General features: G+C 71.2%; 21 protein-coding genes. 16 read left to right on the top strand and 5 right to left on the bottom strand.

Features of this window, described 5'->3' with window-relative positions; translation table 11 throughout:
- The 7 genes from ACFC96_RS23805 to ACFC96_RS23835 all read left to right on the top strand — a co-directional run bounded on the left by ACFC96_RS23805 (nucleotide 1) and on the right by ACFC96_RS23835 (nucleotide 9112).
- On the top strand, nucleotides 1-891 hold the full coding sequence (locus ACFC96_RS23805; RefSeq protein WP_376257220.1) for a diacylglycerol kinase: 891 nt from the start codon (nucleotides 1-3) through the stop codon (nucleotides 889-891).
- A gap of 136 nt (nucleotides 892-1027) precedes the next feature.
- Nucleotides 1028-3853: a DEAD/DEAH box helicase gene (locus tag ACFC96_RS23810; RefSeq protein WP_376257222.1), complete on the top strand. Its 2826-nt coding sequence runs from the start codon at nucleotides 1028-1030 to the stop codon at nucleotides 3851-3853.
- Nucleotides 3854-4515: 662 nt separating this feature from the next.
- Nucleotides 4516-6138 carry a sensor histidine kinase gene (locus ACFC96_RS23815; protein WP_376613997.1) on the top strand — a complete coding sequence of 541 codons (1623 nt, stop codon included), beginning with the start codon at nucleotides 4516-4518 and terminating at the stop codon, nucleotides 6136-6138.
- A complete protein-coding gene (locus ACFC96_RS23820) occupies nucleotides 6135-6542 on the top strand; it encodes a roadblock/LC7 domain-containing protein (RefSeq protein WP_376613999.1) in 408 nt (135 codons plus the stop codon). The genes ACFC96_RS23815 and ACFC96_RS23820 overlap by 4 nt, the downstream gene beginning before the upstream one ends.
- Nucleotides 6539-6937, top strand: coding sequence for a DUF742 domain-containing protein (locus tag ACFC96_RS23825; protein WP_376257226.1), 399 nt, complete (start codon nucleotides 6539-6541; stop codon nucleotides 6935-6937). Before ACFC96_RS23820 ends, ACFC96_RS23825 begins: the two co-directional genes overlap by 4 nt.
- Nucleotides 6918-7550, top strand: coding sequence for an ATP/GTP-binding protein (locus ACFC96_RS23830; RefSeq protein WP_340460080.1), 633 nt, complete (start codon nucleotides 6918-6920; stop codon nucleotides 7548-7550). Before ACFC96_RS23825 ends, ACFC96_RS23830 begins: the two co-directional genes overlap by 20 nt.
- Before the next feature lie 77 nt (nucleotides 7551-7627).
- Nucleotides 7628-9112, top strand: coding sequence for a cytochrome P450 (locus ACFC96_RS23835; RefSeq protein WP_376257230.1), 1485 nt, complete (start codon nucleotides 7628-7630; stop codon nucleotides 9110-9112).
- A gap of 18 nt (nucleotides 9113-9130) precedes the next feature.
- On the opposite strand, the gene ACFC96_RS23840 is transcribed toward ACFC96_RS23835, so the two are convergent.
- On the bottom strand, nucleotides 9131-10105 hold the full coding sequence (locus tag ACFC96_RS23840; protein ID WP_376257232.1) for an RluA family pseudouridine synthase: 975 nt from the start codon (nucleotides 10103-10105) through the stop codon (nucleotides 9131-9133).
- A gap of 78 nt (nucleotides 10106-10183) precedes the next feature.
- Between ACFC96_RS23840 and ACFC96_RS23845 the strand changes: the two genes are divergently transcribed.
- The 4 genes from ACFC96_RS23845 to ACFC96_RS23860 all read left to right on the top strand — a co-directional run bounded on the left by ACFC96_RS23845 (nucleotide 10184) and on the right by ACFC96_RS23860 (nucleotide 13720).
- The gene (locus ACFC96_RS23845; RefSeq protein WP_376614001.1) at nucleotides 10184-10780 is read left to right on the top strand and encodes a GNAT family N-acetyltransferase; all 597 of its coding nucleotides are present in this window, start codon (nucleotides 10184-10186) and stop codon (nucleotides 10778-10780) included.
- A 182-nt stretch (nucleotides 10781-10962) separates the two neighbouring features.
- Nucleotides 10963-11610 (top strand): PadR family transcriptional regulator, encoded by a 648-nt coding sequence (locus tag ACFC96_RS23850; protein ID WP_376614003.1) that lies wholly within the window; start codon nucleotides 10963-10965, stop codon nucleotides 11608-11610.
- A gap of 308 nt (nucleotides 11611-11918) precedes the next feature.
- On the top strand, nucleotides 11919-12947 hold the full coding sequence (locus ACFC96_RS23855; protein WP_376257238.1) for an ATP-binding cassette domain-containing protein: 1029 nt from the start codon (nucleotides 11919-11921) through the stop codon (nucleotides 12945-12947).
- Nucleotides 12944-13720 carry an ABC transporter permease gene (locus ACFC96_RS23860; RefSeq protein ID WP_376257240.1) on the top strand — a complete coding sequence of 259 codons (777 nt, stop codon included), beginning with the start codon at nucleotides 12944-12946 and terminating at the stop codon, nucleotides 13718-13720. The genes ACFC96_RS23855 and ACFC96_RS23860 overlap by 4 nt, the downstream gene beginning before the upstream one ends.
- Nucleotides 13721-13782: 62 nt before the next feature.
- Here ACFC96_RS23860 and ACFC96_RS23865 read toward each other — a convergent pair whose 3' ends face one another.
- Both ACFC96_RS23865 and ACFC96_RS23870 read right to left on the bottom strand, forming a co-directional pair.
- Complete coding sequence (locus ACFC96_RS23865) at nucleotides 13783-14616, bottom strand: siderophore-interacting protein (RefSeq protein ID WP_376614005.1); 834 nt, start codon at nucleotides 14614-14616, stop codon at nucleotides 13783-13785.
- 51 nt (nucleotides 14617-14667) lie between these two features.
- A complete protein-coding gene (locus ACFC96_RS23870) occupies nucleotides 14668-15615 on the bottom strand; it encodes a 5'-3' exonuclease H3TH domain-containing protein (RefSeq protein ID WP_376614007.1) in 948 nt (315 codons plus the stop codon).
- 249 nt (nucleotides 15616-15864) lie between these two features.
- Here ACFC96_RS23870 and ACFC96_RS23875 point away from each other — a divergent pair, with 249 nt between their 5' ends.
- The 4 genes from ACFC96_RS23875 to ACFC96_RS23890 all read left to right on the top strand — a co-directional run bounded on the left by ACFC96_RS23875 (nucleotide 15865) and on the right by ACFC96_RS23890 (nucleotide 21071).
- Nucleotides 15865-16989 carry a glycine betaine/L-proline ABC transporter ATP-binding protein gene (locus tag ACFC96_RS23875; protein ID WP_376257245.1) on the top strand — a complete coding sequence of 375 codons (1125 nt, stop codon included), beginning with the start codon at nucleotides 15865-15867 and terminating at the stop codon, nucleotides 16987-16989.
- The gene (locus ACFC96_RS23880; RefSeq protein ID WP_376257247.1) at nucleotides 16982-19600 is read left to right on the top strand and encodes an ABC transporter permease/substrate binding protein; all 2619 of its coding nucleotides are present in this window, start codon (nucleotides 16982-16984) and stop codon (nucleotides 19598-19600) included. Before ACFC96_RS23875 ends, ACFC96_RS23880 begins: the two co-directional genes overlap by 8 nt.
- A 158-nt stretch (nucleotides 19601-19758) precedes the next feature.
- Nucleotides 19759-20334 carry a helix-turn-helix domain-containing protein gene (locus ACFC96_RS23885; RefSeq protein ID WP_376257249.1) on the top strand — a complete coding sequence of 192 codons (576 nt, stop codon included), beginning with the start codon at nucleotides 19759-19761 and terminating at the stop codon, nucleotides 20332-20334.
- On the top strand, nucleotides 20331-21071 hold the full coding sequence (locus ACFC96_RS23890) for a helical backbone metal receptor (RefSeq protein ID WP_376614008.1): 741 nt from the start codon (nucleotides 20331-20333) through the stop codon (nucleotides 21069-21071). Before ACFC96_RS23885 ends, ACFC96_RS23890 begins: the two co-directional genes overlap by 4 nt.
- On the opposite strand, the gene ACFC96_RS23895 is transcribed toward ACFC96_RS23890, so the two are convergent.
- On the bottom strand, nucleotides 20998-22155 hold the full coding sequence (locus ACFC96_RS23895) for a TDT family transporter (RefSeq protein ID WP_376257253.1): 1158 nt from the start codon (nucleotides 22153-22155) through the stop codon (nucleotides 20998-21000). The two genes, ACFC96_RS23890 and ACFC96_RS23895, sit on opposite strands and share 74 nt — an antisense overlap.
- A gap of 70 nt (nucleotides 22156-22225) precedes the next feature.
- On the opposite strand from ACFC96_RS23895, the gene ACFC96_RS23900 reads away from it, so the two are divergent.
- Nucleotides 22226-23167 carry a LysR family transcriptional regulator gene (locus ACFC96_RS23900; protein WP_376257255.1) on the top strand — a complete coding sequence of 314 codons (942 nt, stop codon included), beginning with the start codon at nucleotides 22226-22228 and terminating at the stop codon, nucleotides 23165-23167.
- A 15-nt stretch (nucleotides 23168-23182) separates the two neighbouring features.
- On the opposite strand, the gene ACFC96_RS23905 is transcribed toward ACFC96_RS23900, so the two are convergent.
- Nucleotides 23183-23875, bottom strand: a complete 693-nt coding sequence (locus tag ACFC96_RS23905) for a gamma-glutamyl-gamma-aminobutyrate hydrolase family protein (protein WP_376257605.1) — start codon at nucleotides 23873-23875, stop codon at nucleotides 23183-23185.
- Nucleotides 23876-23900 lie beyond the last annotated feature (25 nt).

The raw sequence follows: 23900 nt of genomic DNA on the forward strand, positions 1-23900 counted from the left end.
GTGACCAGCGAGATCACCCTCTTCGTCAATCCCACCGCCGGGCGCGGCCGGGGCGCCCAGGCGGCGCAGCCGGCCGCTTCCGCGTTGCGGGCGGCCGGTTTCTCCGTGCGTACGGTCGTGGGGGAGGACGCCGACGACGCGCTCACACGCGCGCGCGGCGCGGTCCGCGCCGGCACCGGAGCCCTCATAGCCGTAGGCGGTGACGGCATGGCCAACCTCGCGCTCCAGGCCGTCGCGGGCACCCGCACCCCGCTCGGCGTGATCGCCGTCGGGACAGGAAACGACTTCGCCCGCTCCCTCGGACTGCCCGTGCGGGACCCGGCGGCGGCAGGCGCCCTCGTCGCCGACGCGCTCAAGGGGTCGCGGCTCCGCGAGCTCGACCTGGGGCGGGCCGACGGACACTGGTTCGGCACCGTCCTGGCCTCGGGTTTCGACTCCCGGGTCAACGACCGGGGCAACCGGATGCGCTGGCCCGGCGGCCGCTTCAAGTACGACCTCGCGATCATCGCCGAGCTCGCCGCTTTCAAGCCCGTCCCGTACCGGATCACCCTCGACGACGGCTCCGCGCTGGAGGTCGAGGCCACGCTCGTCGCCGTGGGGAACGGGACGTCGTACGGCGGTGGCATGAAGATCTGTGCGGGCGCCGACATGACGGACGGGCTCTTCGACATCACGGTCGTCGGGGACTGCTCGCGGACGACGCTGCTCAAGGTCTTCCCGCGCGTGTACAAGGGCACCCACCTCGATCACCCCGCGGTGACCGTCCACCGCGCGAAGAAGGTCGAACTGGCCGCGGAGGGGATCACCGGGTACGCCGACGGGGAGCCGCTCGGAAGCCTGCCCCTCACCGTCGAGTGCGTGCCGCGGGCCGCGCTGATCGTGGGGCCCTGACGCCCGGAGATCATGGGCCCCGGCCCCGGCGGTCGTGGGCTCCCGCCCCGGAAATCGTGGCGCCCCGTCCTTGGAAGGGGCCGATCACGATAAAGATCGTCCGTTGTCAGTGGTGGCCGGTAGTCTCGAATGCACGATGACAGAGGACCTCTCACCGGCCGAGCGGTACGCGGCAGCACGTAAGCGCGCTGCCGAGCAGGCCACCGCGCTCGCCGATTTCCGCGAGATGTACGACTTCGGCCTCGACCCCTTCCAGATCGAGGCGTGTCAGGCTCTCGAGACGGGCAAGGGCGTTCTGGTGGCCGCGCCCACCGGCTCCGGCAAGACGATCGTCGGCGAGTTCGCCGTCCACCTGGCTCTCCGGCAGGGCAAGAAGTGCTTCTACACGACACCGATCAAGGCGTTGTCGAACCAGAAGTACGCCGATCTCGCCAAGCGGTACGGCGCCGACAAGGTCGGCCTGCTGACCGGCGACAACAGCGTGAACGCGGACGCTCCCGTGGTCGTCATGACCACCGAGGTCCTGCGGAACATGCTGTACGCGGGCTCGCAGACCCTCCTCGGCCTCGGCTACGTGGTCATGGACGAGGTGCACTACCTCTCCGACCGCTTCCGCGGAGCCGTCTGGGAAGAGGTGATCATCCACCTCCCGGAGTCCGTCACCCTGGTCTCCCTCTCGGCGACCGTGTCGAACGCGGAGGAGTTCGGCGACTGGCTCGACACCGTGCGCGGCGACACCGAGGTGATCGTCTCCGAGCACCGGCCCGTACCCCTGTTCCAGCATGTGCTCGCCGGGCGCCGGATGTACGACCTCTTCGAGGAGGGCGAGGGCCGCAAGAAGGCCGTCAACCCGGACCTGACGCGCATGGCCCGCATGGAGGCCAGCCGCTCGTACAACCCGCGCGACCGCCGCAAGGGCAAGATGGTGCGCGAGGCGGACCGCGAGCGCGAGCGCAGACAGCGTTCCCGGATCTGGACGCCCGGCCGCCCCGAGGTCATCGAGCGCCTCGACAGCGAGGGGCTGCTGCCCGCGATCACGTTCATCTTCAGCCGCGCCGCCTGCGAGGCCGCCGTACAGCAGTGCCTGTACGCGGGCCTGCGGCTCAACGACGACGAGGCCCGCGCCCGTGTCCGCGAGATCGTCGAGGAGCGCACGGCCGCGATCCCCGACGAGGACCTGCACGTCCTCGGGTACTTCGAGTGGCTCGAAGGCCTGGAGCGCGGCATCGCCGCCCATCACGCGGGCATGCTGCCGACGTTCAAGGAGGTCGTCGAGGAGCTGTTCGTACGCGGTCTCGTGAAGGCCGTCTTCGCGACGGAGACCCTGGCGCTCGGCATCAACATGCCGGCCAGGTCCGTCGTGCTGGAGAAGCTCGTCAAGTGGAACGGCGAGCAGCACGCCGACATCACGCCCGGCGAGTACACCCAGCTCACCGGCCGGGCCGGCCGGCGCGGCATCGACGTCGAGGGCCACGCGGTCGTCCTGTGGCAGCGCGGCTTCAGCCCCGAGCACCTCGCGGGACTCGCGGGCACGCGCACGTACCCGCTGCGCTCCAGCTTCAAGCCCTCGTACAACATGGCGGTGAATCTGGTCGAGCAGTTCGGGCGGCACCGCTCGCGCGAGCTGCTCGAGACGTCCTTCGCGCAGTTCCAGGCCGACAAGTCGGTCGTCGGGATCTCCCGTCAGGTCCAGCGCAACGAGGAGGGCCTGGAAGGCTACAAGGCTTCCATGACCTGCCACTTGGGGGACTTCGAGGAGTACGCGCGGCTGCGGCGCGAGCTCAAGGACCGCGAGACGGACCTCGCCAAGCAGGGTGCGGCCCAGCGGCGCGCCGCCGCGGCCGCCGCCCTGGAGAAGCTCAAGCCGGGCGACGTCATCCACGTCCCCTCCGGCAAGTTCGCCGGGCTCGCGCTCGTCCTCGACCCCGGCATCCCGGCCGGCCGGTCGAACGGACACCGTGGCTTCGAGCAGCACGACGGCCCGCGCCCGCTGGTCCTGACCGCCGAGCGCCAGGTCAAGCGGCTCGCGTCGATCGACTTCCCGGTGCCCGTCGAGGCGCTGGAGCGGATGCGCATCCCCAAGTCGTTCAACGCGCGCTCGCCCCAGTCGCGGCGGGACCTCGCGTCCGCGCTGCGCACCAAGGCCGGCCACATCGTGCCCGACCGGCACCGCAAGGGCCGCGCGGCGGCGGCCGACGACCGTGAGATCACGCGGCTGCGCGCCGAGCTGCGCGCCCACCCCTGTCACGGCTGCGACGAGCGCGAGGACCACGCCCGCTGGGCCGAGCGCTACTACCGGCTGCGACGCGACACGCAGCAGCTGGAGCGCCGCATCGAGGGCCGGACGAACACGATCGCCCGGACCTTCGACCGCATCGTGGCCCTGCTGACCGAGATGGACTATCTGCGCGGCAACGAGGTCACGCAGAACGGCAAGCGCCTCGCGCGGCTCTACGGCGAGCTCGATCTGCTCGCCAGCGAGTGCCTGCGCGACGGGGTCTGGGAAGGCCTCAGCCCGGCCGAACTGGCCGCGTGCGTCTCGGCGTTGGTGTTCGAGGCCCGCGTCGGCGACGACGCGCTCGCGCCCAAGCTGCCGTCCGGCAAGGCCAAGGCGGCACTCGGCGAGATGGTCCGCATCTGGGGCCGGCTCGACGCCCTGGAGGAAGAGTTCAAGATCAGCCAGACCGAGGGGGTCGGTCAGCGCGAACCCGATCTGGGCTTCGCCTGGGCCGCGCACCAGTGGGCGTCCGGCAAGGGCCTGGACGAGGTCCTGCGTGAGGCGGACATGCCCGCCGGTGACTTCGTGCGCTGGTGCAAGCAGGTCATCGACGTGCTCGGCCAGATCGCGGCCGCTGCGCCGTCCGTCTCCGGCGCGGGAGACGGGAACGCGGTCGCCAAGAACGCCCGCAAGGCCGTGGACGCGTTGCGGCGCGGCGTGGTGGCGTACTCGTCCGTCGGCTAGGACGGTGATGTCCGGTCGCGCCGTCCCCGCGCCCCTGGCGGGCGCGGGGACCCAGGCCGTTCGCGCTTGCGTGCCGGTCGTCCCCGTCGTGCCGTCCGTGCGCGTTCGCGCCGAACTCAAGGAAATCCACGGGCGGTTGCTGCCGCCACCGATCGCCGATCAGGGCGTGCACGCGCGCCTCGGGTGAACTCTCCCCGCGTACCGAGCTGTTCTTCGGGCTGACCGAAGGCGTCATTCTCGTGCGCCGCCGCGATCCCGAACGTTCCGTACCGGTCGCCGCCCCGTCCTCGCCGCGACGACAGCGGATGCGCCCCGTGCATCGTGGGCCTCTGACCTCACACGCGTCACGCGCCGAAGGCCCGACAGCCCGTCCGTGACGGGGATTTCGCAAGGGCGGACGTGATCACTCCATGTGTGCGAGCTGCGGCTGAGCGTGCAAATGGAGCCGAGTGTATTCCTCCAGTCCGGCCATTTCAGGTGCTTGCGGAATATGACACAGCGGTGATCCCGCGGGACTAAGCTCGCCCGCAGCGCACCGAGTTGGCACATATTCGTGCGTTTGTTCCCAATCTTGTAAATGGTTCGAGTTCGTCCCCCACGCGCATGTCGGCACGTCCCCGTGACCACACATTTCCCCCGATCCGACCGTTCAGAGGGCATACATGGTGAGTGTTCAATCGCCTCCCGGTGGCCGAGAAATCCCCTACACACGTGTGCTGTTGCTGCCCGCCGTGGCCATGGCCGCGGCGACCGGAGCCGCCGTCGCGGTGGTGACGCAGCCCGCGCGGCTCGCCGTCGCCCTGTGCGGCGGCCTCGCCACGCTTCTGCTGATCCTGGTGGCCGCCGAGGCGGTACGCCGCGGCCGCACGATCAAATGGGAGCGGGCCCAGTCCGCCCGCCAGGTCGCGCACCTGGAACGCGGCCTCGCCGCCCGTGACGACGAGGCCCAGTGGATGGCCAGGTATCTGCTGCCCGAGTCCCTGTACCGGCTGCGCTCCGGCGACACGGCCTCGGAAGCCGTCAAGGTCGTCGTCGAGAGCGACCCCGCGCACTCCCAACTGCCGCACGCGCAGCGCAGGTTGATGGCCGAGGTGCTCGACCTCATCGACCGCGAGGAGAACATGCGCGACGCCGCGCAGCGCGCCTTCGTCTCCATCGCGCGCCGCGTCCAGTCCATCGTGCACAAGCAGAACGCCGAACTGCGCGAGATGGAGGAGGACCACGGCCGTAACCCCGAGGTCTTCGACGACCTCCTGCGCATCGACCACGGCACCGCGCTGATCGGCCGGCTCGCCGACTCCATCACCGTCCTCGGCGGCGCCCGCCCCGGCCGCCAGTGGCCCCGGCCGGTTCCGCTCTACAGCGTGCTGCGCGGCGCCATGTCGCGCATCCTGGAATACCCCCGCATCGAACTGCACTCGATCGCCAAGGTCGCCATCCGCGGCATCTCCGTCGAGCCGCTCATCCACGCGCTCGCCGAACTCATGGACAACGCGACGCGCTACTCGCCGCCGCAGACCAAGGTGCACGTCACCGCGGTCGAGGTGCAGACCGGCATCGCCATCGAGATCGAGGACGGCGGCGTCAGCCTCAGCGAGGAGGCCCGCGCCCGCGCCGAGGAGATGCTCGCCCGCGCGAAGGCCGGTATCGACCTCAACGACCTCGGCGAGAACCCCCGCCTCGGCATGGCCGTCGTCGGCCGGCTCTCGCAGATGTACGACATGCAGGTCGCGCTGCGCCAGTCCGCGTACGGCGGCGTCCGCGCCGTCCTCATCGTGCCGCGGATCATGATGACGACCGACCCCGCGCCCGGCCTCGCGCACGGCATCGGCGCCTCCGGCGTGCCTCGCGTCAACAACGACGGCGAGCCCATCGTGGAGGAGCCCCGCAAGAAGAAGCTGCGCCGCCCCACCACGGGACCCCGCCCCTCCGCGCCGCTGATGGCCGCCATGGAGGACGACGTCCCCGTCGTCACCGAGTGGCGGGCCAACGGCCTGCCGCAGCGCCGCAGGAAGGTCGACACGAAGGTCATCGACCAGCAGATCATCGTGACGCCCAGGGCGCCCGAGCACGGCAGCGGGGCGGCGCCCCGCGCGGACCAGCCCCCGCAGTGGACCCCCATCCCGGTGCCGGCCTCCGAGGCCGAACCCGAGAAGCCGGACCAGCCCGAACCGGGCCTGTGGGTCGAGGCGTTCATGAACGGGCTCAAGGGTGACGGGCAGGGCGACGCGTCGGGCGAGCCCTCCGGAACCAACCAGCAGGTCGATGAGGGAGACCGCCAGTGATCCAGCAAAGGGCAAACTTCGACTGGATGCTCAAGGAGCTCGCCGACGGCGTGCCCCAGACCCGGCAGGTCGTGGTGCTCTCCGCGGACGGCCTGCGCATCGCCCGCTACGGCGGCGACCCCGATGCCGCCGACCGCATCGCCGCCGCCTGCGCCGGACTCCAGAGCCTCGCGACCGCGGTGGCCAGCGAGATCCCGGACAGCGACGGCCGGATGAGCATGGTCATCATCGAGGTCAGCGGAGGGTTCTTCTATCTCATGGCCGCGGGCAGGGGCGCGTACCTCGCGGTCCTCGCCGACGCCCACGTGGACGCCGGACTCATCAGCAACCGCATGCGCGACCTCGTCGTACGTATCGGCGCACACCTGACCAGTCCGCCCCGGCGCAACGGGCAGACCGTATGACACATCCCCCGCAACCCTCCCGGGCGGAGCCGCCGCAGCGCGAACGCCGCGGGGCGGACGGCAAGGGCGCCAACCCCGAACGCCTGTACACCATCACGGGCGGCGGCGAGGGGGCCGAGCGCGCGCCGCTCGACCTGGTCACCCTGATCGTCGCGCGTGCCGACCCCCCGCCCGCGGCGCCGCCCGAACAGGCAGCCCTGTTACGGCTGTGCAAGTCACCCCTGTCCACGGCCGAGATCTCGGCCTACCTCAGTCTGCCGTTCAGCGTGGTCACCGTGCTGCTCGGCGAACTCCTCGCGGCCGAACTGGTCCAGGCACGCGCCCCCGTCATCCGCGGTGCCGTCGCCGACCGTTCCCTCCTCGAAGCGGTGATGCATGGACTTCAAAAGCTCTGACACGCTCCGGGACGGACCCCAGATTCCGGGGCCCCGGAGCGAGGACCATCTGCCCGACACGGTCACGGCCGCGGTGAAGGTCGTCATCGTGGGCGGATTCGGCGTGGGCAAGACCACGATGGTGGGATCCGTCAGCGAGATCAGGCCGCTCACCACCGAAGAGACCATGACCCAGGCGGGCATCGGAGTCGACGACAACTACGGCTCCGAGACGAAGACCGCCACCACGGTCGCCATGGACTTCGGACGCATCAGCATCACGGACGAGCTGGTGCTCTACCTCTTCGGCACCCCCGGCCAGGAGCGCTTCTGGTTCCTGTGGAACGGCCTGTTCGAGGGCGCGCTCGGCGCCGTCGTGCTCATCGACACCCGCCGCCTCGAAGTCAGCTTCGACGTGATCGGGCGCCTGGAGGAGCGCGGCGTGCCGTTCGTCATCGCCAACAACGCCTTCCCCGACGGCCCGCGCTACCCCGCCGACGAACTGCGCCAGGCTCTCGACCTCGACCCGGACGTCCCGATCCTCGAGTGCGACGCCCGGCGCCGCGCCTCCAGCCGGGACGTCCTGATGACGCTGATGCGCTATCTGCACGAACTGGCGCTCGCCCGCGTCTGACCCGGCCGGTGCCCGCCGCCCTCTTCTTCGACACAGCCTCTTCCACACAGACTTTCCACACGACCGGAGCGATCACCGTGACGACTCCCTCCCACTCACACGCCGGCACGGACGAGGCCGCGCTCAGTCCGCCGCCCGGCTGCCCGGCCCACGCCCTGGGTCCCGGCGGCCTGCGCCGGCTCTACGGTCCCGAGGCGGACGACGACCTCGCGGCCGTGTACGAGAAGCTGCGCGCCGAACACGGCCCCGTCGCCCCCGTCCTGATCCACGACGACGTGCCGATGTGGGCGGTCCTCGGGCACAGCGAGAACCTGCACATGGTCCGCTCGACCTCCCAGTTCAACCGCGACGCGCGCCAATGGAACGCGGTCCTCGACGGCAGCGTCACCCCCACCAACCCCCTCGCCCCCGTCTTCAGCTGGCAGCCCATCTGCAGCTTCGCCGAAGGCGCCGACCACCAGCGGCTGCGCGGCGCGGTCACCGGGGCGATCGGCACCATCGAGGCCCGTGGCCTGCGGCGCTTCATCAACCGCGCCTCGAACGAGCTGGTCAACAAGATCTGCGAGATCGGCGAGGCGGACGTCGTCAGCCAGTTCGCCGAGCATCTGCCGATGATGGTGATGTGCCGGATCTTCGGCATGCCCGAGGAGTACAACGAGCGGATGGTGCAGGCCGCCCGCGACATGATCAAGGGCACCGAGACCGCCATCGCCAGCAACGAATACATCATGGGCGTCCTCACCAGGCTCACCGCCCGCCGCCGTGCCCACCCCGAGGCCGACTTCACCAGTCACCTCATCGCCCAGCCCGCCGCTCTCGACGACGACGAGGTCGCCCAGCACCTGCGCCTCGTCCTGATCGCCGCCTACGAGGCCACGGCCAACCTCATCGCGAACGTGCTGCGCGTGGTCCTCACCGACCCCCGCTTCCGCGCCCGGCTCAACGGCGGCCAGATGACCGTGCCCGAGGCGGTCGAGCAGTCCCTGTGGGACGAGCCGCCGTTCAGCGCCATGGTCGGCTACTTCGCCAAGGAGGACACCGAGCTCGGCGGCCGGCACATCCGCCGGGGAGACGGCCTGATCTTCGGCATCGCGCCCGGCAACGTCGACCCTGTCGTGCGCCCCGACCTGACCGCCAACATGCAGGGCAACCGTTCGCATCTCGCCTTCGGTGGCGGACCGCACGAGTGCCCCGGGCAGGACATCGGCCGCGCCATCGCCGACATCGGCGTCGACGCACTCCTGATGCGCCTTCCCGATGTCGAACTCTCCGTGCACGAGCACGAGTTGCGCTGGCGCTCGTCGATCCTCTCGCAGCACCTGGTGGAGCTGCCGGTGAAGTTCGAGCCGCGCCCGCCGCAGGACGTCGTCGCCAAGCCCGGCTTCCGGCCGGTCCCGGAGCCGCGCGACGAATGGCAGGTGTCGACACACGCCCCGCCGGCGCCCGCCCCCGCCGCGGTGCCCGCCCCGGAGCCGCAGCAGCCGTCCGCCGCGTTCCCGGAGCCCGCCGCACCGCCGCAGGGCGCCTGGCGGCGCTTCCTGCGCTGGTGGCGCGGCTACTGACCGGGCCGCGCGCAGGCGTCACGAACAGTGGGCGGGCGCCGTCGGCCCGCCGCCCGCCCACTGTTCGTACGCCGACCAGGCCTCGAGCGTCCGCCCGCTCTCGAAGCGGTGTTCCCGGCCCGTCACCGGATCCCTGAACTCAAGGGTCCGGGCGAGGAGTTGGAGCGGGCGGCGGAAGTCGTCCGGCGCCACCTCGTCGGCGATCACCGGGTAGATCGGGTCGCCGAGGATCGGCAGGCCGAGCGCGTTCATGTGGACGCGCAGCTGGTGAGTGCGGCCGGTGTGGGGGAGCAGCCGGTAGCGGCCGAGCCCGCCGCGCCGCTCGACGAGCTCGATCCGGCTCTCCGCGTTCGGCTCCGCGCCCGGCACTTCACGCGCGGCAAGCACCCCGCGCTCCTTCTCGATCCGGCTGCGCACGGTCCTCGGCAGGTCGATGCCCGGGTCGTGGGCGGCCACGGCCTCGTACTCCTTGCGTACGAGCTTGTCGCCGAACAGCGCCTGGTACGCGCCGCGTTCCTCGGGCCGCACGACGAACAGGACGAGGCCCGCGGTGAGCCGGTCGAGCCGGTGCGCCGGCCCGAGCGCGGGCAGGTCCAACTCGCGCCGCAGGCGCGCCAGCGCGGTCTCGGTGACATGGCTGCCGCGCGGTGTCGTCGCCAGGAAGTGCGGCTTGTCGGCGACGACGATGTGCTCGTCCCGGTACACGATCCCGATGGGGAACGGCACCGGCTCCTCGGGCGCCAGGTCGCGGTGGAACCACACCCAGGCGCCCGGCGCATAGGGCGCGTCCGCCGCCACCGCGGCCCCGTCCGCGCCCACGATCCGCCCCTCGCGCAGCATCGCGTCGATCACCGCGGGCCCGGCCGCGAGCCGCTCCACGAGGTGGTCGCGCACCGTGCTCCAGGCGCCGACGAGCGGCAGCATGACCCGGAAGGCGTCGATGCCGTCGCGCTGTGGCAGCGGGGAGGGCGGAATGCGCCGCTTACGTCTCATCGCGGACCAGCCTACGGGCGGCCGCCGGTCCCCGGGAACCACGGCCGGAAGCGGGCGGCCGGGGGCAGGATGGGGCCCATGCCGATCACGATTCCGCAGATCCTGGCCACCGGCACGCTCGCCCGAGGCCCCCAGCCCACCATCGAGGCCGAGGGCGGTCTCGTCCTGAGGCCCTGGCGGGACGACGACGTGCCCGCCGTGTACGCGGCGTTCCGCGACCCGGCGATCCAGCACTGGCACGCGCGGATCGCGGAGTCCGAGGACGAGGCGCGCGCCTGGATGACGGAGTGGCGTGACGGCTGGGACAGCGAGCAGCGGGTCAGCTGGGCCCTCGCCACGGCGGACACCGGCGAGGTGCTGGGCCGCACAGGGCTGCGCTCCCTGTCTCTTCACGAGGGGCTGGCCGAGGTCGCCTACTGGGTCCTGCCCGCGGCGCGGGGCGCCGGGGTCGCCCCGCGCGCCGTCGCCGCGCTGTCCCGGTGGGCGCTCGACGAGATCGGCTTCCACCGCCTCGAACTCCAGCACGCCGTGGGCAACATGGCGTCCTGCCGGGTCGCCCTCAAGTCGGGTTTCGCCCTGGAGGGCACGAAGCGCAGCGCGCTGCTGCACGCGGATGGCTGGCACGACTGCCACCTCCACGCGCGCGTGCAGGGGGACCGTCGTCCGGCGGCGTGACGCGGCCGCGATCCGGATCTGCCGCGGCCGCTCCCACCGGATCCCCGCGCCACGGTCCGCGCCTCTTGCGCACCCGACCGGTTCGCGATACATCGTGTGTTGACCCCGAGGGTCTATCGCGATATGTTCGGCTACGGATATTCGGATACGGGGTGTCGAGCGCGAGGGGTGAGGTGAGGTCCGTGGCCACGAAGCGGCGCAAGCTGAGCAATCCGCTGGCCCTCGCGGTGATGGTGCTGCTCATGGAGAAGCCCATGCACCCGTACGAGATCGCGCAGACCCTGCGCCGGCGTGGCAAGGACACCACGACGAAGATCAACTACGGCTCGCTCTATACGGTCGTCCAGAACCTGGAGAAGCACGGCTTCGTCGAGGTCGCGGACGTGCAGCGGCAGGGGAACCGGCCGGAGCGCACGCTCTACGGGATCACCGACGACGGCCGGGAGGAAGCGCTCGAGTGGCTCTCCGACCTGCTCGCCGTGCCCGCGCGTGAGTACCCGATCTTCGAGACCGCGCTCTCCCTCATGGGGGTCGTGCACCCCGACGAGGTGACGCGACTTCTGGAGGAGCGGCTCGCCTCGCTCGAGGTCCAGGCGGCGAGCGTGCGCGGCGGACTCATGAAGCTGTACGAGACGCTGCCGCGGATCTTCCTCGTGGAGACCGAGTATCAGTTGCACATGGTCGAGGCGCAGGCCGAGTGGATCCGGGGCTTCCTGCGGGAGGTCAAGGAGGGCACGCTGGACGGCGTCGAACAGTGGCGGACGTTCCAGGAGACCGGTGAAATCCCGCCGGAGTTCGCCGAGTTGGAGGAGACCCGCCCCGACCGGTGAGCCACCCGTAAGCCGGTGGCCCACCCGTGAGGCGGCGACCCGCCCGCACTCCGGCGGGGGCTCACCCGCAGGAAGAGAAGAGAGACTCGCAAAGATGTAAGCCGAGAGAGACAAACAGACCCCGGCAGGACTGTTGCAGCAGTCCCGCCGGGGTCTCGAACCCCGGACCGACCCACCGTGCGGCGAGCCAGGCGATCGAGGTGCGGCACACCCAGGATAGCCCGGCGCTCTTCACGTGGATCGGCCGTCGTCCGCTCACACCCGTGAGCGGATCCATCGTCGTCCGCTCACACAGGAGAGCCGTCGTCATGAGCACCCGTGCGCCCGCAGTGCAGGCGCGTCAACTCGTCAAGACCTATCCCGGAGATGTCACCGCGCTCAGCGGCCTGGACATCACCGTGGAACCCGGCACCGTCTTCGGCCTGCTCGGCCCGAACGGCGCAGGGAAGTCCACCACCGTCAAGATCCTCACCACCCTCGCGCGCCCCGACTCCGGAACCGCCACCGTCGCGGGCCACGACGTGCTGCGCCACCCCGACCGCGTGCGCCGCGCCATCGGTGTCGTCGCCCAGAAGTCCGGCGCCGACCCCGTCGCCACCGGCCGCGAGAACCTCCAGCTCCAGGGCAGGCTCTACGGCCTGCGCGGAGCCGGCCTGAACCGGCGCGTCACCGAACTCCTGGACCGCTTCCGCCTCTCCGACGCGGCCGGACGCCAGGTCAAGGGCTACTCGGGCGGCATGCAGCGCCGCCTCGACGTGGCGCTCGGTCTCGTCCACCGGCCCGAGGTGCTCTTCCTCGACGAGCCCACCACCGGCCTCGACCCGGAGGCCCGCACCGCGATGTGGGACGAGATCACGCGTCTCGCCGGTGACGAGGGTCTGTCCATCCTGCTCACCACGCACTACCTCGAAGAGGCCGACCGGCTCGCCGAGCGCATCGCCGTCGTCGACCGCGGCCATGTCGTCGTCGAGGGCACCCCCGACGGTCTCAAGGGTGAACTGCGTGGGGACGCCGTCCACCTGGAGCTGCGCGCCCCCGTCGCGGACGCGGGCCGCACGCTGCTGGAGGGCGCGCTCGCCGCGCTGCCGGGCGTGCGCGAGACCCAGTTCGACGGCCGCCGCGTCAGTGTCCGCGCCGACGACGGGGCGGCCGCCGTTCCCGCCCTGCTCGGCGCGCTGGAGCGGGCGGGTGTCGCGGTCACCGCCGCCACCGTGGCCCGCCCCTCGCTCGACGACGTCTATCTCCGCTACGCCGGCCGCCGCTACTCCGAGGCGCAGGCCGCCACCGGGGACGAGTCCGCCGCCGATGCCCTCGCCCCCGCCGGAGGTGCCCGATGAGTACCGCGATCCCGCAGACCTGGTACATGACGCAGCGTCAGCTCATGGTGTTCCTGCGTCAGCCCGCGTATCTGCTGATCACCCTGATCCAGCCGGTGGTCTGGCTGTTCCTGTTCGGCAATCTGTTCAAGAAGGTCGTCGAGCTGGGCGGATTCGGGACCACGACCTATCTCGACTACCTCATTCCCGGCGTCGTCGTGATGAGCGCGCTCAGCTCCAACATGTGGGCGGGCATGGCGACGCTCGACGAGATCCAGCGCGGCACGCTCAACCGGTTCCTCACCACGCCGGTGAGCCGTGGGGCCCTGATGAACGGCAATGTGGTGAGCAACGGTCTGGTCACCGCGCTCCAGTCCGTCGTCATCGTGCTGCTCGGGCTCCTGGGCGGGGCCGAACTGCCGGGCGGGGCGGGCGGAGTGCTGGTCCTCGTCGTCGCCGCGGTGCTGCTCGGCACGGTGTTCGGCGCGCTGTCGAACGCGTTGGGCATGCTGGTCAGGGAGCGGGAGTCGATCATCGGGATCAACACGTTCCTGCTGCTCCCGCTGACCTTCCTGTCCTCCGCGTTCATGGCGCCGTCGCAGATGCCGTCCTGGATGCGGCACACAGCCGACTTCAACCCGCTCAACTGGGCGATGGTCGCGGGCCGTTCTTCGATGTCCGACCACCCGGACTGGAGTGACGTGCTGACCCGCGGCGGGGCGCTCCTCGTGCTGGCCGTCGCGGCGGTGTGGCTGTCGACCCGGACCTTCCGCTCGTACCAGCGGTCCGTCTGAGCACGAAGCCCCGGGAGGGCGCTGCCTGCGAGGTGGCGTCCCAGGGGGAGCGGGAGACGGCCCTACGCCGTCTCCTGCTCCGCCTCCACCTGCGCGTTCCACTCCCGCTTCGAGGCCTGCCAGCCGTCCTCGTTGTGACCGAGGCGCCAGTACCCGGAGATCGAGAGGTCCTCGCGCGGGATCTCCCGTTCGGTGCGCAGGTGGCGGCGCAGCTCCTTCACGAAGCCCGCCTCGCCGTGCACGAACGCGTGCACCCGGCCGGCCGGGAACGCGAGCCCGCGCACGGCCTCCACCAGGGCCTCGCCCACGGGCCGGTCGCCTCGGTGCAACCAGGCGACCTGCGCGGCGGAGTCGATCTTCTGCTCCTCGGCGGCGTCGGAGACCTCGACGAAGGCGTGGGCCACGGCGCCCTCGGGCAGCGCCTCCAGGGCGGCCGCGATCGCGGGCAGCGCGCTCTCGTCGCCGGCGAGCAGATGCCAGTCGGCGGTCGGGTCCGGGGCGTAGGCGCCGCCGGGACCGGCCAGATGCACGCTCGCGCCCGGCTGTACGTCCCGCGCCCACGGGCCGGCGATGCCCTCGTCGCCGTGCACCACGAAGTCGAGCGTCAGCTCGCGCGCCACCGGGTCCCAGGCGCGCACGGTGTACGTACGCGTCACGGGCCACTGCTCGCGCGGCAGTTCCTCCCGGATTCGGCCGAGGTCGAAGGGCTCGGGGTAGGTGACGCCGTCGAGGGGGAACTGCAGCTTCACGTAGTGGTCGGTGCAGCCGCCCGCGGCGAACGCGGCGAGGCCGTCCCCGCCGAGGACCACGCGCTGCATGTGCGGGGTGAGCCGCTCGGTGCGCAGGACCTCGCCCCGGTGTGCCGTCGGCTTCCTGCGTTCCGGACGTTCCGCCATGGCGGCCTCCCCTGAAGATCACTGACTACTTAGGTTTACCTAAGTTAACACTCAGCGCTCCAGGGTGGTGAGCAGCCGCTGCAAAGATCCGCCCAAGCCCCAGCGCTCCGCGAGCTTGTCGAGGGCCGCCGGATCGCGCGCTTCGCGCGGCAGTGCCGTGTCCACGTCCGGCAGGGGCACGTCCCCGGCGACCCGTACGACCGTCGGCGCGACAGCGATGTACGGGCGCGACTCGTCCAGGCGCTTGCGCTGCGAGGGTGTCAGCTTCGACTTCGGGTCGTCGACGGCGGCCATGATCCCGGCGAGGTCCCCGAACTGCGCGAGCAGCTTCGCCGCCGTCTTCTCGCCGATGCCGGGCACGCCCGGCAGGCCGTCGCTCGGGTCGCCGCGCAGGAGCGCCAGATCCACGTAACCGGAGCCGTCGACGCCGTACTTCTCGCGCAGCAGTTCCTCGTCGGTGACCTGGAGGGTGCCGACGCCCTTGAGGGGGTAGAGGACGCGGCGCTCGCGCGCGTCGTCGACGAGCTGGTAGAGGTCGCGGTCGCCGGTGACGATGTCGACCGGACCGGTGGCCCGCCCCGTGAACGTGCCGATGACGTCGTCCGCCTCGTAGCCCTCGACGCCCACACGCGCGATGCCCACCGCGTCGAGCACGTCCTCGATGATCGGGACCTGGGGGGAGAGGGTGTCGGGGATCTCCTCCGTGGAGGAACCGCTCTGCCCGGTCCCGGTCTCCTGTGCGACGCGATGCGCCTTGTACGAGGGGATCAGGTCGACCCGCCACTGGGGGCGCCAGTCCGCGTCCATGCAGGCCACCAGCGAGTCGGGGTGGTGGTCGTGCACGAGCCGGGTGATGAATTCGAGCAGGCCGCGCACCGCGTTGACCGGCGTTCCGTCCGGGGCCTTCACGGAGTCGGGGACCCCGAAATAGGCCCGGAAGTACAGGGACGCGGTGTCGAGCAGCATCAGGCGATCGGTTCGCTGGGTCACGTCCCACATCCTGCCGCACGGCACCGACAGTCACTGCCTCACGAGGATGTGGCGGATCTGATTCCGGAAGTGAACGCGATGTGAACTGGAACACTCTTCCGTTTGATCTGCATAAGCGAGGGCAGGCGCGCCCCCGGAGCGAACCCGGTCCCTCATTCAACCAATGGATGTGTTTCCGGCCTGCGAGCGGACCTCGCATCGCTCCACGGCCCGCCGGCGGGGGAGGCGGGCCGTCATGGTTCTACCCGAGAGGTGCATGTGTCCACGCTGCAAGCCGAAGACCTGTACAAGGTGTTCGGCAGACGACCCGATGAAGCGGTGGAGAAACTCCGCCACGGAGCAGACCGTGAGGAACTGCGCGCCGGCGGCACCACCGCTGCCGTGATCGATGCCTCCTTCACCGTCGAGCCGGGCCAGATCTTCGTCGTGATGGGTCTGTCGGGCTCCGGTAAGTCCACGCTTCTGCGCATGCTGAACGGACTGCTCGAGCCCACCGCCGGGCACGTCCGCTTCGATGGCCAGGACCTGACCGCGCTCAGCCCCCGCGACCTGCGGGCCGTGCGCTCCAAGAAGATCAGCATGGTCTTCCAGCACTTCGCGCTCTTCCCCCACCGGAGCGTGCTCGAGAACGCCGCCTACGGCCTCGAGGTCCAGGGCGTCCCGCGCAAGGAGCGCGAGCAGCGCGCCGTCGAGGCGCTGCGCCTGGCCGGTCTCGCCGGCTGGGAGAAGTCCTGGCCCGACGAGCTCTCCGGCGGTATGCAGCAGCGCGTCGGCCTGGCCCGCGCACTCGCCACCGACGCGGACCTGCTCCTCATGGACGAGTCGTTCAGCGCGCTCGACCCGCTGATCCGCCGCGACATGCAGGACCAGCTCCTCGAGCTCCAGAAGACCCTGAAGAAGACCATCGTCTTCATCACCCACGACCTGAACGAGGCCATGCGCCTGGGCGACCGCATCGCCGTCATGCGCGACGGCCGCATCGTCCAGATCGGCAGCGCCGAGGACATCCTCGTCACGCCGGCCAACGACTACGTCGCCTCGTTCATCCAGGACGTGGACCGCTCCCGCGTACTGACCGCCGGCGCCATCATGACCGCCCCCGAGAAGGGGTACGACCCGGCCGACGCGCCCGCGACGGTCACCGAGGACACCCCGGTGATCGAGCTGTTCACGCCGTGCTCCACGGACGGCGTCGCCGTCGCTGTGACCGACGAGAGCGGCAAGCTCACGGGCGTCGTGACGCGGGAACGGCTCCTCGCCGTACTCGGTGAGCCGATGAAGCCCACCGAAGAGACCTCCCTGACGAAGACCGAGAAGGACGCCGTCCCCACGCCGCGCGGCGAGGACGACGAGCCGGTGAAGAAGGTGAGCACCGGTGCCTAGGATTCCCTTCGGTGACTGGGTCAACGACGTCGTCGAGTGGCTGCTCAGCAACGCCGCGTGGCTCTTCGACTTCTTCAAGAACGTCTTCAACGGTGCCTACGACGGCATCAACTGGGTCCTCCAGGCCCCGCAGCCGCTGATCCTCGCGGGCATCTTCGCGGTGGTCGCCTTCTGGCTGCGCGGCACGGTGGCCGGTGTCCTGACCTTCGTGGGATTCGCCTTCATCGACTCCCTCGAACTGTGGGACCACGCGATGATGACGCTGTCGCTCGTCCTCGTGGCGACGATCATCGCGCTGGTCATCTCGGTGCCGGTCGGCATCTGGGCGTCCCGCTCCAACCGGGTCAGCGCGATCGTGCGCCCGGTCCTGGACTTCATGCAGACGCTGCCCGCGATGATCTACCTCATCCCGGCCATCCTGTTCTTCGGTTCGGGCGCCCCCGCGGGCATCGTCGCGACCCTGATCTTCGCCCTGGCCCCCGGCGTCCGCATGACGGAGCTGGGCATCCGGCAGGTCGACAAGGAACTGGTCGAGGCCGCCGACGCGTTCGGTGACACCCCGCGCAACACGCTGTTCCGCGTCCAGCTGCCGCTCGCGCTCCCGTCGATCATGGCCGGTGTCAACCAGGTCATCATGCTGGGCCTGTCCATGGCCGCCATCGCGGGCATGGTCGGCTCCGAGGGCCTCGGCGCCGACGTGAACGAGGCCATCGGCCAGCTGAACGTCGGCCTCGGCTCCGAGTCCGGCGTCGCCATCGTGATCCTCGCGATCTACCTGGACCGCATGACCAGCGCGCTCGGCACCCAGGCGTCCCCGATGGGCCGCCGCGCGCTCGCCAAGGTGCGCGCCGCGCACGGCCTCACGGTCTGGAACTACCGCCCGCGGCCCGAGGTCGCGGTCGTCGGTGTGGTCGTCCTCGCGCTGGTCGCGGGCGGCATGGGCATCTTCGGCGGCTCGAAGAGCGAGAACCCCGTGGCGGACGCGTCCGACGTCGGCCAGGGCAAGAAGATCTCCATCGGCTACATCCCGTGGGACGAGGGCGTCGCCTCCACCTTCCTGTGGAAGGAGATCCTGGAGCAGCGCGGCTTCGACGTGCAGGCCAAGCAGCTCGACGCGGGGCCGCTCTACACGTCGCTGGCCTCCGGCCAGATCGACTTCGAGACCGACTCCTGGCTGCCGACCACGCACGCGCAGTACTGGAAGAAGTACGGCAAGCAGCTCGACGACCTCGGCGCCTGGTACGACCAGACGTCACTGGAGCTTTCGGTGCCGGCCTACATGAAGGGCATCGACTCGCTCGAGGACCTCAAGGGCCAGGCCTCGAAGTTCGACGGCAAGATCACCGGCATCGAGGCGAGCGCCGGCGAGATGAGCCTGCTCAAGAGCAAGGTGCTCAAGGAGTACGGCCTCGACAAGGAGTACAAGGTCGTCGACAGCTCCACGCCGGCCATGCTGGCGCAGCTGAAGCGCGCGTACGCCAAGAAGCAGCCGATCGTCACGACGCTCTGGTCCCCGCACTGGGCGTACAACGACTACAAGCTCAAGAAGCTCGAGGACCCGAAGGGTGCCTGGGGCAAGGGTGACGGCGTGCACACGCTGTCCCGCAAGGGCTTCGCCGCGGACAACCCCCAGGTCGGCAAGTGGCTCAAGAACTTCAAGCTGACCGAGAAGCAGCTCACGAGTCTTGAGGCCGAGATCAACAAGGCCGGCAAGGGCAAGCAGCAGGACGCCGTCAGGACCTGGCTGAAGTCCAACCCCGGCGTCGTCGACAAGCTGGCCCCGGTCCAGAAGTCCTCGACGGCCGGCGGCAAGGGCGAGGCCGCCCGTCCGGTGAACGTCGCCTGGTTCCCCTGGGACGAGGACGTCGCGGTCACCTATCTGTGGAAGCGCGTCCTCGGCGACCGCGGCTACAAGCTCAATCTGAAGCAGATGGACGTCGGCCCCGTCTACACGGGTCTCGGCTCCGGCGACCTGGACGTCAACTTCGACGCCTGGCTGCCCTATGCCCAGAAGAACTACTGGGACAAGCACAAGGACAACCTGACGGACCTGGGCTCCTGGTACAGCCCGACGTCGCTCGAGGTCGCCGTGCCGTCCTACGTGAAGGGCGTCAAGTCCCTCCAGGACCTGAAGGGCAAGGGCTCCACCTTCGACGGCAAGATCATCGGCATCGAGCCGGGCACCGGCGAGATGAACCTGCTGAAGAAGAAGGTCCTGCCGGGCTACGGCCTGGACAAGGAGTACAAGGTCGTCGACGGCTCGACGCCCGCGATGCTCGCCGAGCTGAAGCGCGCGTACGCCAAGAAGCAGCCGGTCGCCGTCGTGCTCTGGTCGCCGCACTGGGCGTACAGCCAGTACAAGCTGAACAAGCTGACCGACTCCAAGAAGCTCTTCGGTGAGGGCAACACGATCCGCACCATCGCCAACAAGAGCTTCCCCTCGAAGTACCCGCAGCTCACGAAGTGGTTCAAGGACTTCAAGATGAGCGAGAGCGAGCTGGGCAGCCTCGAGGCGGAGATCAAGAAGCGCGGTCAGGGCCATGAGGAAGAGGCCGTGGACGCGTGGCTGAAGACGCACAAGGGCGTCGCGGACCGGATGGCTCCGCAGTAGTTCCCGAGTACGTTCGGACGTGGTTCCAGCGCGTGGGCGGCCGGTGTTCAGCACCGGCCGCCCAAGCGCGTTCCGCCGCTCACATGAAACCGTCGGGCGAACCTGCGTAGGGTGCAAGGAGCCGGGCAGGTGACGACGCGCGGGAGGCAGCCGGAGCGATGGACGAACACAAGGAGACTCTTCGGGTGGGCGCGGCCGTGCGGCGCAGGCGCCGGGCCCAGGAGCTCACCCTTGCCACGGTGGCCGAGCGCAGCGGCCTGTCCGTCCCGTTCCTGAGCCAGATCGAGAACGAGCGCGCCCGGCCGAGCCGGCGCTCCCTGGAGAAGGTGGCCGACGCGCTCGGCACCACGGCGGTCGAGCTCCTGGCCGCCGCCGACCCGGCACACACCGTGGACCTGGTGCGCGCGGACGACACCACGGTCGCCGAGGACGCGTCCCCCGAATCGGTCGTGCGCTCCCTCGTCCGCGGCCATCACCAGCTGCACGCCGAGGAGTTCATCGGCGACCACGACCCGAGGCGCGAGTTCCAGCTCCGCAACGACGTGCTGATGTACGTCACCGAAGGCGCCGTCGAGGTCGAGGCCGAGGGCCGGGCCTATCGGCTGGGCCGCGGTGACAGCCTGTATTTGACCGGTGGCGTACGGCACCGCTGGCGGGCCACCGCCGCGGACGCGCGGGTGCTCGTCGTCGCGGTCGCCGAACACATCGAGGCGCGGGACGAACCCGGCCGGTGACCGTGCCCCGCGGCCCGCGCGTCGTCTCCCTCGTCCCCTCGCTGACCGAGGCGGTCGCCGTCACGCTGCCCGGAGCCCTCGTCGGTGCCACCGACTGGTGCACACACCCGGCGGACCTCGGCAGCGGTCTCGTACGCATCGGCGGCACGAAGAACCCCGACGTGGCCCGGATCATCGCCCTCGCCCCCGATCTCGTGATCGCCAACGAGGAGGAGAACCGCGCGCCCGACCTCGCGGCCCTGCGTGCCGCGGGACTCGACGTCCTCGTCACCGAGGTCCGTGATCTGCCGGGCGCGCTGCGTGAGCTGGAGCGGGTCCTCAGGGCCTGCGGCTCTCCCCGCCGGCCCCGCTGGCTGGACGAGGCCGCGGCGGCCTGGGACGCGCTGGAGCCCCCCGCCCGGCGGCTGCGGGCGGCGGTGCCGGTGTGGCGGCGCCCCTGGATGGTGCTCGGCAGGGACACCTTCGCCGGTGACGTGCTCGCCCGGCTCGGCGTGGACAACGTGTACGCGGACCACGGCGAGCGCTACCCGCGCCTGGCGGCCGACGAACTGCGCTCGGCGGACATCGACCTGGTGGTGCTGCCCGACGAGCCGTACCGCTTCACGCGCGACGACGGGCCCGAGCAGTTCCCGGTGCCCGCCGCGCTCGTCAGCGGGCGTCATCTCACGTGGTACGGGCCGTCGTTGACGCAGGCGCCGGCTGTGCTGCGCGCGGCGCTGCGAGCAGCTCTGCGCTGATCAGGCCGCGGACCGTGGGCACGGCGGCGCAGACCCAGGCGGCGACGAGCACGACGTACAGGGCGACCGCGAGCACGTCGTACGCCGCGAGCCCCGTGTGCCGGCCGAGACCCTCCGCGCCGGTGACACAGGTGCCGATGGGGAAGGTGAACGCCCACCACGTCATCGAGAACCGCATGCCGCGGCGGCGGGCCCGCACCACGAGCGCGGCCGCGAGCGCCAGCCACAGCAGCGCGAACCCCATCACGGGGACTCCGAACAGGACGGCGAAGACGCCGAACCCCTGGGTGTACGGGGCCGGCAGGACGCCCGGCGCGATGTCCGCGAACTTGTTGACGGCGGTCGTCGACTGGCCGAGGGGGCCGAGCACGAGGAGCAGTGCGGGCGTGAGCATCAGCGGCAGCGGTCCCGCCGTCACCAGGCGCGCGAAGATCACGGGAAGCATCACCGCGGTGGCGATCAGGCTGAGCCCGAACATGGCGACACAGGCGAGGAGCAGCGTCTGCTGCCACTGACCCGACGGGAGATGCGGCACCAGGAGCGGGCCGACGGCCGCGGACACCATGGGCGCCACGACGGGAAGCAGCCACACGGGGGACGCCTGCCCCGGCTCGATGCGGTGTCTGGCCACCATCAGGTACGGGACGGCCACCGCCGCGGCGAGCCCGATCACCGTCCCCGCCGTGAACAGCACCGTGTCCAGGGCGACGGCGGCCCGCGTCCCGATCCAGTCCTGGCCGACGAGCATCGTGCCGCCGCCGACAGCGAGCAGCGCCATCGCGAGGCAGCCGTAGAAGGGGGCCACGGCCGGGTCCAGCAGATGTTCCCTGGCGCGGTCGCCGTGGTGCGTCCAGTGCAGGGCCCGGGCCGTGAGGAGGGCGAGGAGCGCCACCAGGGACAGTGCCCACATCGCGGTGCACAGGGCCCGCAGGCCCGGAACGTGTGCGGGGAGCGCGGCACCCGCGTTCGCGATGATCGCGGTACCCATCACGGACGCGTACCAGTTGGGACCGAGATGGCGGACGGCGGGACAGCGAAGGGGCGGGATGCGGGCCGCTGTCAGCGGCTGGGCGGCGGTGACCATGAGACCACGGTCGCGCCGGGCCGATCCCCCCACCAGGGACCATGCCTCTATGAGGGCATAAGCTGGATTTATGAGTGGCGATACGACGGGTGCGGCGGACGGTTCCACGACGGGGGCGGGGCTCGCCCACCGGGTCCCGGACCTCGGCGCGCTGGAACTCCTGCTCGCCGTGGCGCGGCTGGGCAGCCTGGGCCGCGCTGCCCGCGAGACGGGCATCACGCAGCCCGCCGCCAGCAGCCGCATCCGCTCCATGGAACGCCAGCTCGGGGTGGCCCTGGTCGACCGGTCGCCGCGCGGCTCACGGCTCACCGACGCGGGCGCGCTCGTCACGGACTGGGCGCGGCGGATCGTCGAGGCGGCGGCGGCCTTCGACGCCGGGGCGCAGGCGCTGCGCGACCGCCGTGACTCGCGTCTGCGGGTCGCCGCGAGCATGACGATCGCCGAGTACCTGCTGCCGAACTGGCTGCTCGCGCTGCGCGCGGAGCGCCCCGACACCGCGGTGTCGCTCCACGCGGGCAACTCGGCGGCGGTCGCGGAGCGCCTCCTGTCCGGCGATGCGGACCTCGGCTTCGTCGAGGGTCTCGCGGTGCCCGCGGGCCTGGACGCCGCGGTCATCGCCCATGACCGGCTCATCGTGGTCACCGCCCCCGGACACCCGTGGGCCCGGCGCAGGAAGCCGCTGTCGGCCGACGAGTTGGCGGCGACCCCGCTCATCCTGCGGGAGCGCGGCTCGGGCACCCGGCAGGTCCTCGACGCCGCGCTCGGCGGTCTGGCGCGCCCCCTCATCGAGCTGTCGTCGACGACCGCGGTGAAGGCGGCCGCCGTGAGCGGTGCGGGCCCCTCCGTCCTGAGCGAACTCGCCGTCGGCGAAGAGCTCGCCGCCCGCAGGCTCGTCGAGATCCCGCTCGAAGGCGTACGGCTGCGCAGGGACCTGCGCGCGGTCTGGCCGACCGGGCACCGGCCGGTGGGGCCGGCCAGGGAGCTGCTCGCTCTCACGCGAGGGCCGGCCTGAGCGTCGCCCGTGACGTCAGGAGCCGCCCCGCGCCGCCGCGCGGACCAGGCCGCCCATGACGCGTGCGTCCTCGCCCATCTCGGGGTGCCACTGCACGCCGAGCACCCAGGTCAGGCCCTGGAGTTCGACCGCCTCGACCGTGCCGTCCGCCGCGTGCGCCGACGCGACCAGACCCCGGCCGAGCCGGTCGACCGCCTGATGGTGGTACGTCGGCACGTCCGACTCCTCGGACACCAGCTCGCCGTACCGCGTCCCGGGCACGGGGGTCACCGCGTGCGTCCCGAAGACGCCGATGTCCTTGACGTGCCCCTCGATGTGCTGGGTGAGCGTGCCGCCGAGGGCCACGTTCAGGAGCTGCATGCCCCGGCAGATGCCCAGCAGCGGCTTGCCGGACGCCAACGCGGCGCGGATCAGGGCGAGTTCCCACGCGTCCCGCTCGACCGCGGGCGGCCCGGTGCGGTCCTCGCGCGCGGCACCGTACCGGCCCGGCTCCACGTCGGGTCCGCCGGCGACGACGAGCCCGTCGAGCCGGGCGACCACCGAGGGCGCGTACGCGGGGTCGTCCGGCGGCACCATCGCGGCGAGGCCGCCCGCGGACTGCACGAGCCGCGGGTACCCGGCGGGCAGCAGTGCGGCGGGCAACTCCCACACGCCCCAGCTCGCCTTCGCCTCCAAGTAGGTGCTGACCCCGATCAGCGGCCTGCCCATCATGTGCCCGTGCTCCCTCGCCATG

The organism is Streptomyces sp. NPDC055955 (genome assembly GCF_042270245.1).
Taxonomy (GTDB): Bacteria; Actinomycetota; Actinomycetes; order Streptomycetales; family Streptomycetaceae; genus Streptomyces.